Below are 15587 nucleotides of genomic sequence, written 5' to 3'. Positions count from 1 at the left end.
CCGAGGACTACGTCTTTCGCTGGTGGACGATCGCGACCGGGCAGGTCGCGTGGTGCAGGATGCCGCGGGCGGTGCCGCCGAGGACGGCAGCCAGGATCCGGCCGTGGGTCCGGCCACCCACGACCAGCAGCTGGCCGTTCGCGGCGGTGGCGGCGTCGATCAACCCGGCCACCGGATGGCCGCGGCGGAGGTCCGCCGCGAAGATGCGGTCCGGGTACTTCTCCCGGCACCGACGCACGATCCGGTCCACCTGCTGGTTGTGGTGGAGCTGCGCCAGCTCGACCGTGTCCACCGCCTCGTCTCCCGTGAGCATCCTGGCGACGTCCCAGACGTGGACCAGGCGGATCGGGGCGCCACGTTCGAAGGCGAGCTCGACGGCGAACTCGACAGCCGCCTCGCAGCGTTCCAGCTCGTCGACACCGACCACGACCGGCGCGTGCGGATCCCCGGGCGTCCACTTCGGCGGTACGACGACCACCGCGGTCTCGGACTCGTACGCCACGACCTCGGCCGTGGACCCGATGAGCAGACGCCCGAAGACGCCGCGACCGTGCCTGCCGACCACGAGCATCCGGTCGGTGCTGGTGGAACCGGCCAGCGTCTGCGCGGGTGGACCGGACAGGACCACGCCGGTGTGCGGTACGGCGGAGCGCTCGTCGAGGTAGGCATCGACGTCTGCGACCAGCTGCTTCGCCGTGGCGCAGGCACCGGCGAAGTCGAAGTACGGGCGGATCCGCGGACGGTCGTCGACCACGTGCAGAACCCGGATCGGCCCCGCGCTCAGCTCCGACTCGTGCAGGGCCCAGTCGACGGCGCCGTTGTCCGCCCAGGTGCCGTCCACCCCGACGGCGATCGTGGTCGACGCCGTCATGTGCCGGCCTCCGGCTGCTGGTGCATGAGGCCGATGAGGTTCCCGTCCGGGTCGGTGAACATCGCGAACCAGCCGACGCCGGGGATCTCGGTCGGCTCGACGACGGTCTTCGCCCCGAGTCCGACGGCCCGGTCGAGCATTGTCCGGAGGTCGTCGACCGCGACGTACACCGTCACGTACGGCGGCATCGCGTCACCGGTCTGCATCAGCCCGCCACCGAGACCGACGCCGTCCGCGCCGGCCGGCACCAGTGCGTACTCCGGTCCCGCCGGCTGCAGCTGCCAGCCGAACAGCTCGCTGTAGAACGACGTCAGCCGGCCGAGATCGCGGCCGCCTATCTCGAAATGGATCACCGGATTCGTCATCGAGACTCACCTCCACCGCGGAAGACCAACAACTCCACCGAACCTCCGGAACGCCGGCCGGCCCAGGGCCGAAAGACCCGACCCCGCGCAGCACGCGACCGGCTCGCACGGCGCGGTGGCTCGCACGGCGCGGTGGTTCGCACGGCGCGGTGGTTCGCACGGCGCGGTGCCGTGCGGCCGGTGAGGTCACGGTCGCACGGCACCCGTCGGCCGGAGGAGCACGCCCCTCAACCTGCCCTCCGAACGGTCACTCGCCCCTGTCCGAGAGACCCGCCGCAGGCTCCAGTCCACCGTGGACCCGCGGGCCGGTCGAGGGGCCGAAGGTCCCGACCACGCGGGCCGATCGTCCTGGCACCCCGACGGCTGTCGCGCCGCACAGGGCGAAAGTCCCGCTTCATGCGCGCCTTGCTGCCCTGTCGACGCCTGCCGCGGCGGCCGACCGTGGAAGTGCACACACAGCCGGAAGGAGATCGACATGGGCAGGCTCGACGACAGGGTCGCGTTGGTGACCGGCGCGGCGAGTGGCATCGGCGAGGCGACCGCATGGCGCCTGGCCGCGGAAGGCGCCGCCGTACTGCTGACCGATATCGCGGAGCCGGCGGGCGAGGCCGTGGCGGAAGGGCTGCGGGACTCGGGCGCCCGCGCGCTGTTCGCCCGGCACGACGTCGCCGCCGAAGCCGACTGGGAGCGCGTCTGCAGGCTCGCGGCCGACGAGTTCGGCGGTCTCGACATCCTGGTCAACAACGCCGGTATGGGTGACCTGGCGACGATCGAGGAGACGACGCTCAAGGACTGGCAGCACACCATCGACGTCGACCAGACGGGCGTCTTCCTCGGCATGCGGACCGCGGCGCCGTACCTGAAGGCGTCCGGCCACGCCTCGGTGATCAACATCAGCTCGATCTTCGGCACCAGCGGCGGCTTCGGCACGTCGCCGGCGTACCACGCGGCCAAGGGCGCGGTCCGGACGCTGACCAAGAACGCCGCGCTGCACTGGGCGGCCGACGGCATCCGGGTCAACTCGATCCATCCCGGGTTCGTCGACACCCCGATCCTCGACGCGGCGCGCGGCACGCCGTTCTGGACCACGATGACCGACCTGACGCCGATGGGCCGCCTCGGCACCCCGGCGGAGATCGCGGCCGGCGTCGCCTACCTGGCCAGCGACGACGCCTCGTTCGTGACCGGCCTGGAGCTGTACATCGACGGCGGCTACGTGGCCCGCTGATGTACCTTTGCGGCCGCGGTGTCGCGGACATCACCGGCGAGCCCGCGGAGACAGGCATGCTCGGCTACGGCCAGGCCCGGCAGCGCAGCGAAGGTATTCACCTGCGGCTGCGTTCCCGGGCTTTCGTGATCGCCGACGCGACGAGCGGACGACGCGTGCTCCTGGTCGTGAACGACCTGCCGATGGTCTTCGACAGCATCTGCCGCGCTCTGCTCGAGCGGCTCCGGCGGTCGTACGGAAGCCTCTACACCGAACACAACACGATGGTGACGGCGACGCACACCCACTCCGGACCCGGCGGCTACGCACACCACCGCCTGTACCACTCCAACACGGGTGGCTTCCGGCCGAAGACCTTCGCGGCGATCGTCGACGGGATGACCGAGGCCGTCGTCCGGGCGCACGACGACCTCGCCCCCGCCGTGCTCACGCTGTCCCACGGCGAACTCCGCGACGCGAGCGCCAATCGCTCGCGATCGGCCTTCGACAACAATCCGGCGCCGGACCGGCAGCACTTCCCGGATGCCGTCGACGCGCAGACCACCCTGCTGCGGATCGAGCGCGCCGGGACGGCGGTCGGCGCGCTCAACTGGTTCGGCGTGCACAACACCAGCATGACCAACGTGAACACCCTGATCAGCGGGGACAACAAGGGGTACGCCGCCTATCACTGGGAACGCCTGGTGGCAGGCGTGGACTACCGGGACCGACGGCCGGGCGACTTCGTGGCGGCCTTCGCGCAGACGAACGCCGGCGACCTCACCCCGAACCTCGACCTGCTCCCCGGCCGCGGCCCGACCGCCGACGAGGTCGAGAACACCCGCATCATCGGGCTGCGCCAGTACCGGGCCGCCGCACAGCTGCTGACCGCACCGGGTTCCGTGCTGGACGGCGGCGTCGACCATCGCCTGACCCATGTCGACCTGAGCGGTGTCGTCGTCCGGCCGGAGTTCACCGGGGACGGCCGGGAACACCGCACCGGGCCGCCGATCGGCGGCGCCGCCGCGCTCGCCGGCAGCACCGAGGACGGTCCGGCGTTCCGCGGCTTCCGCGAGGGCCGGAACCCGTTCTGGGACCGGATCTCGCGACAGATCTACCGGCGCCTGCCCGCTCTGCGCGACGCGCAGGCACCGAAGGCTCTCGTGGTCGGCGGGCTGCGTGGCCATTACGTCGCCCGCCGCGCGCCGGTGCAGTTGCTCCGGATCGGGCGACTGCACCTCATCGGCATCCCGGCCGAGGTCACGATCGTCGCCGGGCTTCGGCTGCGTCGGACCGTCGCCGCGATCGTGGGCGCGGAGCTGTCCGACGTGCTGGTCGCCGGGTACAGCAACGGCTACCTGCACTACGTCACGACGCCCGAGGAGTACGACGCCCAGCAGTACGAGGGCGGCAGTACGCTGTTCGGCCGGTGGACGTTGCCCGCGTTGCAGCAGGTCGTGAGCGGACTCGCCGTCGCGATGCGCGACGGGAGCCCGGCACCGTACGGCTATCCGGAGCCGGATCTCACCGGCCGCCAACGCACGGCCCGGCAACGGCTCCCCCGCGACGAGCCGCCTCCCGGACGCGACTTCGGAGACGTCCTCGTGGAGCCGCGGCGCCGGTACCGCCCTGGCGACACGGTGACCGCGACCTTCGTGGCGGCGTACCCGAACAACGACCTGCGGCGCAACGGCACCTATCTGGAGGTCCAGCGCAGGTCCACGGACGGCTGGCGGACGGTGGCCGACGACGGTGACTGGTCAACGACGTTCCGCTGGCGCCGCAGCCGCTCGGGGCAGCGTGCGGTCGTGACCTGGGCCGTGCCGGGAAACGCCGCCGGCGAGTTCCGCATCCGGCACCAGGGAGCCGTGCGGCGGCGGGTCCTTCGGCCCTACTCGGGAACCACGCGGGTGTTCACGATCGAGAGCGAGAGAGGCCAGCATGTGGACCGGACTACGCCGTGACGGCCGGATCGTCGCCGACGTCCCCGACGAGCGCGCGATCATGCCGTTCATCATGCGCCGGCGGACCGAGTCGACGGTGTACTTCGAGCAACTCGTCGACATCGGCGCGGCGCAGGAGTGGATCGAGCGCTGGAACCGGGCCGGCGGTCCACGGCTGAGCCTGTTCGTTCTGGTGCTGTACGAAGTCGCTGAGATGCTGCACGCGAGGCCGCGGATGAACCGGTTCGTCGCCGGCCGCCGGCTGTACCAGCGAGACGGTGTCCACCTCGCGTTCGGTGCGCTGAAGGAGTTCGCCGACAACGCACCGCTGGAGATGATCAAGCGGCGCTTCGAACCGGGCGAGGACCTCGCCGCGGTGGTCCGCGGCCTCGAGTTGTCGATCCGCGACGCGCGGACCGCCGGCGTCGCCGCGGTGGACAAGGAACTGCGGCTCTTCCTGAGGCTGCCGGGACCGTTGCTCGACGTCGCGGTCTCGGCGTTCCATTTGCTCGACGCGTTCGGCGTGCTGCCGGCCGCCCTGACCCGCCCGGACCCGATGTACTCGTCGGCCGTGGTCTCGAACCTCGGCAGTCTCAAGACCGACGCGGCCTTCCACCATCTCTACGAGCACGGCAACTGCCCGCTGTTCCTGGTCGTCGGGAGCGTCCGGCCGGCTCCGGTCGCCGACGACCTCGGGCAGATCCGGGTGCGGCAACTCCTGCCGCTGCGCTGGACGTTCGACGAACGGATCGAGGACGGTCTGTACGCCGCCCGGTCCGCGGAGCTCCTGCGTGCCCGGCTGGAAGATCCTGTCCAGTACCTCGGACGGCCCGAGGACGCCGTGGGCCGCGCGCCGGACCGATCGGGACGGTGACAGGGATGACGATGCGACAGGTCGACGAGCTCGGCGCGATGTACCTCGCCGCGGAGAACGACCGAACCCGGACCCATACCGCGCTGCTGGCCACGATCGATCCGGCCGCGCTGGCCGGCGGCCGGCTCACCGTTCGGCGACTCCGGGAGCTCCTGCGCGAGCGGCTGGACCTGGTGCCCGCCTTCCACCGGCGGTTGGCCGCTGTGCCCTTCGGGCTCGACCGGCCGTTCTGGATCGACTGCGCCGTCGATCTCGACTTCCACGTCCGCGAGATCGCACTGCCCGAACCGGGCGACGACGAGGTGCTGCGCGAACAGGTCGCGCGGATCTTCTCGCGCCCGCTGGATCGCTCGCGCCCGCTCTGGGAGATGTACCTCGTCCAAGGTCTCGCCGGTGGCCGCGCCGCGGTGCTCACCAAGGTCCATCACGCGCTCGCTGACGCGCAGGCGGGTCTGCAGATCCTCGGCGCCCTCGCCGACGCCGAGCCGAACCCGCAGCGCCGTACCGCGCCGCCACCAGGTCCATCGGACCCGCCGCCCCGGGCCGTCTCGATGCTCGTACACAGTCTCAGCGGCCTCGTGCGCCAACCGGTGCGCGCGGTCACCGGCCTGCCGGCGGCGTTGTCCGGAGCCGACGAACTGCCCGTCGTCGGGAGCCTGCCCGGTGTCCGGCTCGTCGGCGCCGCGGCTGCACTCGCCGGGCGCCGGCACCCGCACCGGCCGATCGGTCGAGCTCCGCGGACGTCGTTCAACGGGCGGATCTCCGCACAGCGCCGGATCGGCGTCGCCGACGTCCCGTTCGACGACGTCAGGTTCGTCAAGCGCCACTTCGCGGTGAGCGTCAACGACGTCGTGATGGCGATCGCGGCCGGCGCACTGCGGCGCTGGCTGCTCGAGCACTCCGAGCTCCCGGACCGGTCCCTGACGGCGGTCGTTCCGGTGTCACTGCGCCGCCCCGGCTCGGCGGCCGGCGGCAATCAGCTCAGCGCCGTCGTCGTACCGCTGCCGACCGACGTCGGCGATCCGGCCGCCCGGCTCGGCGTCGCGCATCGTGCGATGCTGGTTGCCCTGCGAGATCTCCGCACCACGGCACCGGACGCGCTGACCGACACGATCCGCCTGGTGCCGCCGCCGTTCCTCGTCCGGACTGTTCAGTTCCTCTCCAGGCTCAACGCCTGGGCGCCGCGAACCCCGGCGACGAACGTGAACATCTCGAACATCCGCGGACCGGGGGAACCGTTGTACCTGGCCGGCGCCGTCGTCGAATCGCTGGTGCCACTGGCCGGCATCACCGACGGGCTCGGGCTGAACCTCACCGTGATGAGCTACCGCGACCGGCTCGCGATCGGCATCGTCGCCGACCGCGAGGAGGTACCCGACGTGCAGTGCATCGCAGACTCGCTGGGTGCCGAACTCGCCGCGCTGGTCACGTTCGCCGCGCACTGAACGACCGCAACTCGGCGGCCAGCAGGCGCTGCACGTGTCCGTCGGTCCCCATCCCGTTGTGCGTGCATCCGACCTCGACGTGCTCCGCCGCGGGATCGAGGCACGAGCGCCAGTCCACGACGCCGTCCTGCCGCGAGTACATCGACACGAACGGCAGACCTGGTGGCCACGGCGACTCCAGCAACGCGCTCGTGCGCTCCGCGCACGCGCCGCTCAGACAGTCCGTCGTCAGGAGCCACGGCCACCCCCAGACGTTCAGTCTCGCCATCAGCTCCACCTCGGTGACGACGGCCTTCGTCGTCGCGAGCTGGTGGAGCAGCGGTGAGGCCAGGGTGACCACGCCGGCCAGCAGCTCGGGGCGTCGAACCGCCAGCATCCGGCAGAGCGTGCCGCCACGGCTCTGTCCCACGAGCGCGACCGGCCTGCAGGCCTCGTCGACGACCTGCTCGAGGCGGCGTTCGAGCAACTCGACGAGCATCTCCGTACAGCCGGAGTTCAGCGCTATGCCGCTCGTGAAGGTAGCGTGCCCGGCACGGCGCAGGGACCGCGCCAGCGGGATCATCGACCAGTCACCGGTCAGGAAACCAGGAACCGTCAGCACCGGTACCAGCGATGAGCTGCGAACGTCCACCGCCGGAACTCGCGGTCCGACGGCCTGGACGTAACCGAGCCATCCCAGCACCTCGCGCCGTCGCGCCGCGGCCGGCGGGGTGAACGGTTCCCAGGTCCTGGCGCCGCTCATCGACCTCACACTCCTTCTCCCGAGTGTAGATCCCCGGCCGGCGGCCGGGAGGACCGAGGTCCCGGTCAGCTCGGGACTTTCGGCCCGACCCACGACCGCGACCCTCGGGCACTCTGTGGATCAAGAACCTGTCGATCGTGTGCGGCCAGATTCTGGGGCTAGCGGGCCGGCCAGTGAGTAGGAGGCGGCCTCCATGACGACGCGGAACGGAACGCCCGACGACGACGTCTCGCTGCACGCGGACGTCGAGACGTACTACCAGAACGGCCTTTGGCACACCCGCCGCTGCGACTCCCCCGACCCGTTCGCCTCCGGTCAGAGCCGGGCCCGGCTGATCGCGATCGGCGTCGAGGTCGCTCGGTGGAACGGCCTGTGCCACATCGTCCGGGACATCAACGGCACCGTGGTCGAGCTCAACAGGTACACCACCGGCCCGTATCCAAGCCGCGCGCCGGCCGGCAGCACCCGCGGCTGATCCCGATGCTCACCGATCAGTTGCCGTCCACAGCCCTCGGCGTACTCCTGGACGCCGCGAACGACGCACCGGTCCTGCACGTCCCGCGCGCCTGGCGCATCGACGTCGGAGGACATCTTCTCGACATCCGGCTCGACGGGAGTACGCCGTCCGATCCGGTCGCCAGGATCCAGCGGATCGCCACCGGGGCGGCCGTCTTCAACCTGCGGTGCGCCGCGGCCTCGCTCGGCTACGACAGCTGGGTCAGCCTCTACCCGTATCCGGACGAGCCGGCACTCGCCGCCCGGATTCTCGTCGAGCCCACCGACCTGCCCGACCCGGAACTGCGGCAGCTGTACACCGCGCTGCAGTCCCGACGTCCCGCTCGCGAGGCAACCCTCCCGGACCAGCAGGCGCGCCGGATGCTCGAGCGCGCCGCGGCCATCGAGGACGCGCAACTGACATGGCTTCCGATCGGATCGCTGGCGACCGTCGTCACGCACGGCGGCGAACCCGGCGACCAGGTCCGGGCCGGTATCGCCCTCGAACGCGTTCTGCTCACCGCGACGTCGCGGGACGTCCGGGCCGAGTGCCTGAACTACACGCTGATCCGCTTCGGCGAACCGACCACGAACGGGAGATCCTCATGACCACCCAGCCCGCCCCGATCGTCGTGGGGTACGACGGTTCGACCGGCAGCCGGCACGCACTCGCCTGGGCCACCGCCGAAGCCGTCCGCACGATGGCCCCGCTGCGGCTCGTCGAAGCCTTGGAGCTCGTCATCTCGACCCGGCCCGCGGCCGGCCACGTCGTACCTCTCGAAGCCGTGCGTACCGTGCGCACCAGAGGACTCGAAGCTGTCGCGGAGAGTGTCCGGCTGCACCACCCGCACCTCACGGTCGAGACCGGCCTCGTCGGCGGTGCGGCGCCGAAGGTGCTGATCGAGGCCGCCCAGGACGCCCGGCTGCTGGTCCTCGGATCGCGCGGCCTCGGCGGTTGGAGCGGTCTGCTTGTCGGATCGGTCGCGGTCCAGGTCACCACGCACGCGCCGTGCCCGGTGATCGTGATCCCGCACGAGCTCCGGCAGCACGACCACCATGGTCCCGCCGTCGTGGTCGGCGTGGACGGCTCGAAGGCCTCCGCGAAGGCGATCGACTTCGCGTTCGAGCAGGCAGATTCCTTGCACGCACGGGTGATCGCCCTGCACGCGTGGACTTCGCCGTACCTGACGTACGCCGACAGCACGTCGATGCTGGCGTTCGACGAGGAACAGGTGCGGAACGAGGCACGTCTGCTGGTCGCCGAGTCCGTCGCCGGCGCCGCTGCCGACCATCCCGACGTGCAGTGGACGACCGAACTGGTCACCGGGTCACCCGCGCAAGCACTCGTCCGCCGTGCCGAGTTCGCCGACCTCCTCGTCGTCGGCTCCCGCGGCCGCGGGGGCTTCACCGGTCTCCTGCTCGGCTCGGTCAGCCAATCGGCCCTGCATCACGCACCCAGTCCGATCGCCATCGTTCGCTGACCCAGTTCCACACCGGCAGGCTCGGAAGCTAGGCGACCGGAACGTGTGCGGTCGCGGCCGGGTCTCGCAGCTTTCGCAGTGGGGCGCCGATGCCCTGCGTGACGTAGTCCCCTTCCGGCACGATCTCGACGACTCGGCAGTCCGCGAGCCGCTCAGCCGGGACGAGGCCGGCCAGCGCCGGTGAGACCGGCGCGATGCTCGGGGCGTCCGCGCTGTGGGCCACCGCCCAGCCGTGGAACGAGATGGTCGCAGGCGGGATCGGGAACAGGTGCGCCAGCACCCCGCCCCGCCGGACCGGAACCGTGACCGCGACCTGGCCGATCTCCCGCAGGTGTAACGCCTTCCATCCGTTCGGCGGCACCACGACGTACAGCCGGCCGCGCCGTGCGGAGTAGACGACCCCGCTCGACCGCGGTTCCCCGCCCGGCGTCACATGACTCAGCACGGCGAACGACGACCGCTCGAGCTGCTTCCAGATCTGGTTCCGGGTCACTCTGGTTGCTCTCGCAGTTGGCATCTCGGCTCCTCAACGACACGATACGATCCGCGCACAGCTCGGCGTCGGACCGGAGCTGCGTGGTCATCAGTACGGCGGCGCCACGGTCGGCCGCTTCCCGAAGCAAGCCGGGCAGCACGAGGCGACCCTCGTCGTCCAGCTCGGTCATGGGGTCGTCCAGGACGATCAGCTCCGGATCGTGCATCAGCGCCTGGACGATGCTCAGCCGCCGCAGCTGGCCGCGGCTCAACTGCCCCATCGGCCGGTCGATCTCCAGTCCGAGCCGGGCGCCGAGCTCGTGTGCGTACGCCGTGCCGCAGCCACGGACCGCGGCGCAGATGTCGAGCACGTCCCGTGACGTCAGCGAGCCCATCGTCTCCAGATCCTTGATCAGGTATCCGATCCGCCCGGTCAGGTCCCCGTTCTCCGGGCCGAGCACCTCAACCGACCCGGCGGCGGCCAGCTCCCCGACGAGCACCCGGCAGATCGTGGTCTTGCCGGACCCGTTCGAGCCGGTCAGTGCGACGACTTCGCCGTACCGCACGACGAGGTCCGCGAACCGGACGCCGTACGCCGAAACGCCCTCCAGCCGTACCGCCTCGTCCAACCGCGCCTTGGTGCTCATCACAGCCTCCAATCGACTTCTTCGAGTCTCGGCCGCCGCAGGTGAGCCTCACCACAGCCATCCGGCCCGAACGGGCCTGCCAGAGGCCCTGTCAGGTCAGGACCCGCTGATCCTCTCCACGACCGAGATCCCCGTGCCCGACGGGACTTCCGGCTCTACGCCGGGCCGGTCGCACGTTCGAAGCTGGAGCCGGACGACAGTGAACCGCTCGACGACAGGCGAGGTCATGACTGACACCATCGACGCACAGCCCCGCAGCACCACCGCCGCTTGGCACGGATTCACCGGGACCCGTTGGAGGGAGCAGATCGACGTCGCCGACTTCGTCCGCGCCAACGTGACGCCGTACGCGGGCGACGGTTCGTTCCTCGTGGGGCCGGCCGATCGCACCCGCCGGCTCTGGCAGGCGGTCTCCGCCCTCTTCCCGGCCGAGCGCGAACGCGGCGTACTCGACGTCGACACCCACACGCCGTCCACGATCACCAGCCACGCACCGGGGTACATCGACCGCGACGACGAGCTGATCGTCGGCCTGCAGACCGATCAGCCGCTGAAGCGCGCGATCATGCCCAACGGCGGGCTGCGGATGGTTGCCGACGGCCTGACGGCGTACGGGTACGAGCTCGACCCCGAGGTCCGCAGGATCTTCACGCAGTACCGCAAGACGCACAACGACGGCGTGTTCGATGCGTACACCCCGCAGATCCTCGCCGCCCGCCGGTCCGCCGTGATCACCGGTCTGCCGGACGCCTACGGACGTGGCCGGATCGTCGGCGACTACCGTCGCGTCGCGCTGTACGGCGTCGGCCGGCTGATCGCGGACCGCGAGGCGGCCCGCGCCGACCTGGCCGCTCGACGCTCCACCGCCGACGTCATCCGCGACCGCGAAGAGCTCGCCGAGCAGATCAAGGCTCTGCGCGAGCTGGTCGAGATGGCCGCGAGCTACGGGTTCGACGTCACCCGGCCGGCCGGGACCGCGCAGGAGGCGGTCCAGTGGCTGTACTTCGCCTACTTGGCCGCCACCAAGGAGCAGAACGGCGCGGCGATGTCGCTGGGTCGCACGTCCACCTTCCTCGACATCTACCTGCAGCGCGATCTCGCCGCCGGTCTGATCGACGAGTCCACCGCACAGGAGCTCGTGGACCAGCTGGTCGTGAAGCTGCGGATCATCCGGTTCCTGCGGACGCCGCAGTACGACGAGCTCTTCTCCGGCGATCCCACGTGGGTGACCGAGAGCATCGGAGGCCTGGCCGCGGACGGCCGGGCACTGGTGACCCGAACCTCGTTCCGGTACCTGCAGACGCTGTACAACCTGGGGCCGGCGCCGGAACCGAACCTGACCGTGCTCTGGTCTCCCGACCTGCCGCCCGGGTTCAAGGACTTCGCTGCCCAGGTGTCCCTCGACACCAGCTCGATCCAGTACGAGAGCGACGAACTGCTGCGGCCGCGCTACGGCGACGACACCGCGATCGCGTGCTGCGTGTCGGCGATGCCGGTCGGCAAGGCGATGCAGTTCTTCGGCGCCCGGGTCAACCTCGCCAAGACGTTGCTGTACGCAATCAACGGCGGGCGGGACGAGGTCACCGGCGACCAGGTGGCGCCCGCGTCCCCCGCCGTCAGCGGGGACGTGCTCGACTACGACGACGTCATGGCCCGCCTCGACACCATGATGGGCTGGCTCGCCGAGACGTACGTCGACGCGCTCAACGTCATCCATTACATGCACGACAAGTACTGCTACGAGCGGCTGGAGATGGCGCTGCACGACTACCCCGTGCACCGCACGATGGCCTGCGGCATCGCCGGCCTGTCGGTCGCGGCGGACTCGCTGTCGGCGATCCGGTACGCGACGGTCCGACCCGTCCGCGACGACCGCGGGATCGTCGTCGACTTCACCCGTGCGGGCGACTTCCCCACCTTCGGCAACGACGACGACCGGGCCGACGAGATCGCCGCCTCGCTGGTCGACACCTTCATGGCCAAGGTGCGGGCCCAGCAGACCTATCGTGACGCCGAGCCGACCCAGTCCGTGCTGACCATCACGTCGAACGTCGTCTACGGCAAGAGCACCGGCAACACCCCGGACGGCCGGCGTGCGGGCGAACCGTTCGCCCCCGGCGCGAACCCGATGAACGGCCGCGACCACCACGGCATGCTGGCCGCGGCGCTGAGCGTCGCGAAGCTCCCGTACGACGCCGCCCGCGACGGCATCTCGCTCACCTCGTCCGTGACTCCCGCGGGACTCGGCCGAACCCGGGACGAGCAGATCGCCAACCTGGTCGGTGTGCTGGACAGCTTCGTCGACGCCGGCGGATTCCACCTCAACATCAACGTGCTCGACCGGGACACGCTGATCGACGCGATGGAACACCCGGACGACTACCCGTCGCTGACGGTGCGGGTCTCGGGGTACGCCGTGAACTTCGTCCGGCTCACCAGGGAGCAGCAGCTCGATGTCATCAACCGCACCTTCCACGCGGGGATCTAGCATGCGGCTCGACACAGCGCGGACGGCCGCCGGGGACCACCTGCGGCCGTCCGTCACCGGCATGGTCCACTCGTGGGACCTGTCCACCGCTGTGGACGGCCCCGGCGCCCGACTCGTGCTCTTCCTCGCGGGCTGCCCGCTGCGTTGCCTGTACTGCCAGAACCCCGACACCTGGTCCGAACGCGACGGCGCCCTGACAACGGTCGACGACGTACTCCGGAAGGTTCGGCGCTACCGGCCGCTAATCGACCGCACCGGCGGCGGGATCACCGTCACCGGTGGAGAGCCGCTGCTTCAGCCGAGGTTCACCGCAGCGGTCTTCCGCGCCTGCGCCGAGGAGGGCATCTCCACAGCTCTCGACACCTCGGGAGCACTCGGCGCCCGCGCCACCGACGAGCTCCTGCTCGACACCGAACTCGTGCTGCTCGACATCAAGTCCTTCGCCGCTACGACCTACGCCCGGATCACCGGAGGCGGTGACGTGACGCCCACGCTGCGGTTCGCCCGCCGCCTCGCCGGGCTCGAACGGCGGGTCTGGATCCGGTTCGTCCTCGTCCCTGGTCTCAACGACGCTCCCGACAACGTCGAGCCCTTGGCCGACTTCGTCGCCGCCCTGGGGAACGTCGAGCGTGTCGACGTCTTGCCGTTCCACGCGCTGGCTGTCCCGAAGTACGAGGTTCTCGGCCTGCCGTTTCCGCTGGCCGGCCGTCCGGTCCCGACGCCCCAGGAGACGGCGGCCGTCCGCGAGCGCTTCGCCGCCCGCGGCCTCGACGTCACCTGATCGTGCAGACCACGTCCGGCGTGGAGGACAGCGTCCGGCGCCACCGGGCGCGTTCGGCCGGGGTGACGTGGTGGGCGACGACGGCGACCGGGCAGGTGAGCTCCGCGATGGTCCGGCGGGTGACGGGATCGCCGATGGGCAACGGGCCGGCGTGAGCGCCGACGACGACCAGGGCAGCCTGCCGGCTCTCGTGGGCCAGCGCGGCGACGACGGGCCGGGTCGTGAGCAGGCGGGTGACGATCACCTGGGGGTACTCCTCGTGCCATCCGGCGAGCGTTTCGGAGACCGTCAGGCCGGCGCGCTCCTGCCAGGTGCCCTTCTCCGCGACGTGCCGCTGGTACGGATGGCGGTGGGAGTGCACCACAGTCAGGTTCACGCCGCGCTCGGCCGCGGTCCGGAAGGCGAACTCGACAGCTTCCAGCGACAACGGCGTACCGTCGATCCCGACCACGACGCCGCTCCCGGCCGCGGCCGGCGTCCCGCGGGCCGGGACCACGACGACGGGACACGAGGCGCGCCCGGCCAGGGCGAGGTTGCCCTGTGCCGACACGATTCCTGCCGGACCGCTGTCTTGCTCACGTGCGACGACGAGGACCCGTGCGTCGCGGGCGGCCGTCTGCAGGGCCCGCAGCCGCGAGCCCTCCCTGGCGGTCGTGCTGACCTTCAGGTCGGCACCGTACTCGTCCCGCACGAACTCGACCGCCTGCCGGAGAATCTCTTCCGCCCCGGCAGCCGCCCCCTGCGGGTCGTACAGCGGCATCATCGGCGCGTACGCCGGGTAATTGTGGTAAGGCGCAACGAGCAGCAGCTCGGCACCGGCGCGGAGTGCTTCCCGGGCGGCATAGTCGACGATCCGCAGCCCGTCGGTGCTGCCGTCGACCTCGACGACGACGGGCCCTGTACGTGTCCAGGTGTTCATTCGTTGCCTCCTCTTACCTCCTTCCCAGCATGTGGCCGGAGGCGGTCCCACCGCAGGGTCGGCCGACTCTGCTCGAAGGGCCGGACGGCACCTCGTCCAGCCGGTGACATGAGTCCCGCCGAGTGAGGGCGTCTGGAGTCTTGGCCAGGGTCTGTCGGCCCTGCCGCCTCCTGCCGTGCCGGCGACACGATTGAGGCATCAACGAAGCACCACAAAGCAAAGGACCAGACCATGACGACCCTCGGCCACCGGCCCACACAAGCAGTTGACACCCCCGCCGAAGCGGCGACACCACGAGTCGGCACGGCCGCGAACCGGGTTCTGGCCGTACTGCGCATCGCGTTCGGCCTCACCTTCCTCTGGGCCTTCGTCGACAAGGTCTTCGGCCTCGGCTACGCCACGCCGTCCGGCAAGGGCTGGATCGACGGCGGCGACCCGACCGCGGGATTCCTCGGCAAGGGCACCAGCGGCCCGTTCGCGGACTTCTATCAGTCCCTCGTCGGTGACTTCTGGGTCACCCCGCTGTTCATGATCGGCCTCGCCGGCATCGGCCTCGCCCTCACCCTGGGCATCGGGATGCGGATCGCGGCCGTGTCCGGCGCGCTGCTCTACCTGATGATGTGGACCGCCGCCCTACCCCCGGAGAACAACCCGGTGCTCGACGACCACATCCTCGGCGCCATCACCCTCGTCGCCCTGGCACTGCTGGCCGCCGGCAAGACCTGGGGCTTCGGTCGGTGGTGGTCCCGGCTGTCCATGGTTCAGCGCCACCCCTGGCTGCAGTGATCCTCGCAGCACCATCCACAACGCGAAGCCGTGCGCCTCACCCGAGCCGCACGGCTTCCGGCTGTTCCC

The 15587-nt window shown here is 70.8% G+C and carries 15 protein-coding genes; 10 read left to right on the top strand and 5 right to left on the bottom strand.

Annotated elements, in window-relative coordinates; all coding sequences use genetic code 11:
* Positions 1–7: 7 nt before the first annotated feature.
* Both ABN611_RS31140 and ABN611_RS31135 read right to left on the bottom strand, forming a co-directional pair.
* On the bottom strand, positions 8–871 hold the full coding sequence (locus tag ABN611_RS31140) for a universal stress protein (protein WP_350275840.1): 864 nt from the start codon (positions 869–871) through the stop codon (positions 8–10).
* Positions 868–1236 carry a VOC family protein gene (locus tag ABN611_RS31135; protein ID WP_350275839.1) on the bottom strand — a complete coding sequence of 123 codons (369 nt, stop codon included), beginning with the start codon at positions 1234–1236 and terminating at the stop codon, positions 868–870. Before ABN611_RS31135 ends, ABN611_RS31140 begins: the two co-directional genes overlap by 4 nt.
* A gap of 475 nt (positions 1237–1711) precedes the next feature.
* Here ABN611_RS31135 and ABN611_RS31130 point away from each other — a divergent pair, with 475 nt between their 5' ends.
* The 4 genes from ABN611_RS31130 to ABN611_RS31115 are packed head-to-tail and all read left to right on the top strand — an operon-like array spanning position 1712 to position 6705.
* Complete coding sequence (locus tag ABN611_RS31130; RefSeq protein WP_350275838.1) at positions 1712–2464, top strand: glucose 1-dehydrogenase; 753 nt, start codon at positions 1712–1714, stop codon at positions 2462–2464.
* Complete coding sequence (locus ABN611_RS31125; protein ID WP_350275837.1) at positions 2464–4407, top strand: neutral/alkaline non-lysosomal ceramidase N-terminal domain-containing protein; 1944 nt, start codon at positions 2464–2466, stop codon at positions 4405–4407. Before ABN611_RS31130 ends, ABN611_RS31125 begins: the two co-directional genes overlap by 1 nt.
* The gene (locus ABN611_RS31120; protein ID WP_350275836.1) at positions 4385–5260 is read left to right on the top strand and encodes a 2-oxo acid dehydrogenase subunit E2; all 876 of its coding nucleotides are present in this window, start codon (positions 4385–4387) and stop codon (positions 5258–5260) included. Before ABN611_RS31125 ends, ABN611_RS31120 begins: the two co-directional genes overlap by 23 nt.
* Positions 5261–5265: 5 nt before the next feature.
* Positions 5266–6705: a wax ester/triacylglycerol synthase family O-acyltransferase gene (locus ABN611_RS31115; RefSeq protein ID WP_350275835.1), complete on the top strand. Its 1440-nt coding sequence runs from the start codon at positions 5266–5268 to the stop codon at positions 6703–6705.
* Here the strand turns inward: ABN611_RS31115 and ABN611_RS31110 are convergent.
* Positions 6686–7447, bottom strand: coding sequence for a hypothetical protein (locus ABN611_RS31110; RefSeq protein WP_350275834.1), 762 nt, complete (start codon positions 7445–7447; stop codon positions 6686–6688). The genes ABN611_RS31115 and ABN611_RS31110 overlap by 20 nt on opposite strands.
* A gap of 193 nt (positions 7448–7640) precedes the next feature.
* Between ABN611_RS31110 and ABN611_RS31105 the strand changes: the two genes are divergently transcribed.
* From ABN611_RS31105 to ABN611_RS31095, 3 genes are read left to right on the top strand one after another with little or no spacing between them, the layout of a single operon-like run.
* The gene (locus tag ABN611_RS31105; RefSeq protein WP_350275833.1) at positions 7641–7922 is read left to right on the top strand and encodes a hypothetical protein; all 282 of its coding nucleotides are present in this window, start codon (positions 7641–7643) and stop codon (positions 7920–7922) included.
* 5 nt (positions 7923–7927) lie between these two features.
* Entirely contained in the window at positions 7928–8551 is a 624-nt protein-coding gene (locus tag ABN611_RS31100; RefSeq protein ID WP_350275832.1) for a hypothetical protein, read from the top strand.
* A complete protein-coding gene (locus ABN611_RS31095; protein ID WP_350275831.1) occupies positions 8548–9423 on the top strand; it encodes a universal stress protein in 876 nt (291 codons plus the stop codon). Before ABN611_RS31100 ends, ABN611_RS31095 begins: the two co-directional genes overlap by 4 nt.
* A gap of 152 nt (positions 9424–9575) precedes the next feature.
* On the opposite strand, the gene ABN611_RS31090 is transcribed toward ABN611_RS31095, so the two are convergent.
* Positions 9576–10544, bottom strand: coding sequence for an ABC transporter ATP-binding protein (locus ABN611_RS31090; RefSeq protein ID WP_350275830.1), 969 nt, complete (start codon positions 10542–10544; stop codon positions 9576–9578).
* Between the two features lie 226 nt (positions 10545–10770).
* Between ABN611_RS31090 and pflB the strand changes: the two genes are divergently transcribed.
* Both pflB and pflA read left to right on the top strand, forming a co-directional pair.
* The gene (gene pflB, locus ABN611_RS31085; protein ID WP_350275829.1) at positions 10771–13032 is read left to right on the top strand and encodes a formate C-acetyltransferase; all 2262 of its coding nucleotides are present in this window, start codon (positions 10771–10773) and stop codon (positions 13030–13032) included.
* A 1-nt stretch (position 13033) separates the two neighbouring features.
* Positions 13034–13813, top strand: a complete 780-nt coding sequence (gene pflA, locus ABN611_RS31080) for a pyruvate formate-lyase-activating protein (protein ID WP_350275828.1) — start codon at positions 13034–13036, stop codon at positions 13811–13813.
* Here the strand turns inward: pflA and ABN611_RS31075 are convergent.
* Positions 13806–14732 (bottom strand): universal stress protein, encoded by a 927-nt coding sequence (locus ABN611_RS31075; RefSeq protein WP_350275827.1) that lies wholly within the window; start codon positions 14730–14732, stop codon positions 13806–13808. The two genes, pflA and ABN611_RS31075, sit on opposite strands and share 8 nt — an antisense overlap.
* 231 nt (positions 14733–14963) lie before the next feature.
* Between ABN611_RS31075 and ABN611_RS31070 the strand changes: the two genes are divergently transcribed.
* Complete coding sequence (locus tag ABN611_RS31070) at positions 14964–15518, top strand: hypothetical protein (protein ID WP_350275826.1); 555 nt, start codon at positions 14964–14966, stop codon at positions 15516–15518.
* Positions 15519–15587 lie beyond the last annotated feature (69 nt).

Source organism: Kribbella sp. HUAS MG21 (genome assembly GCF_040254265.1).
GTDB lineage: Bacteria > Actinomycetota > Actinomycetes > Propionibacteriales > Kribbellaceae > Kribbella.
This window is presented reverse-complemented; position numbering and strand designations above follow the sequence as displayed.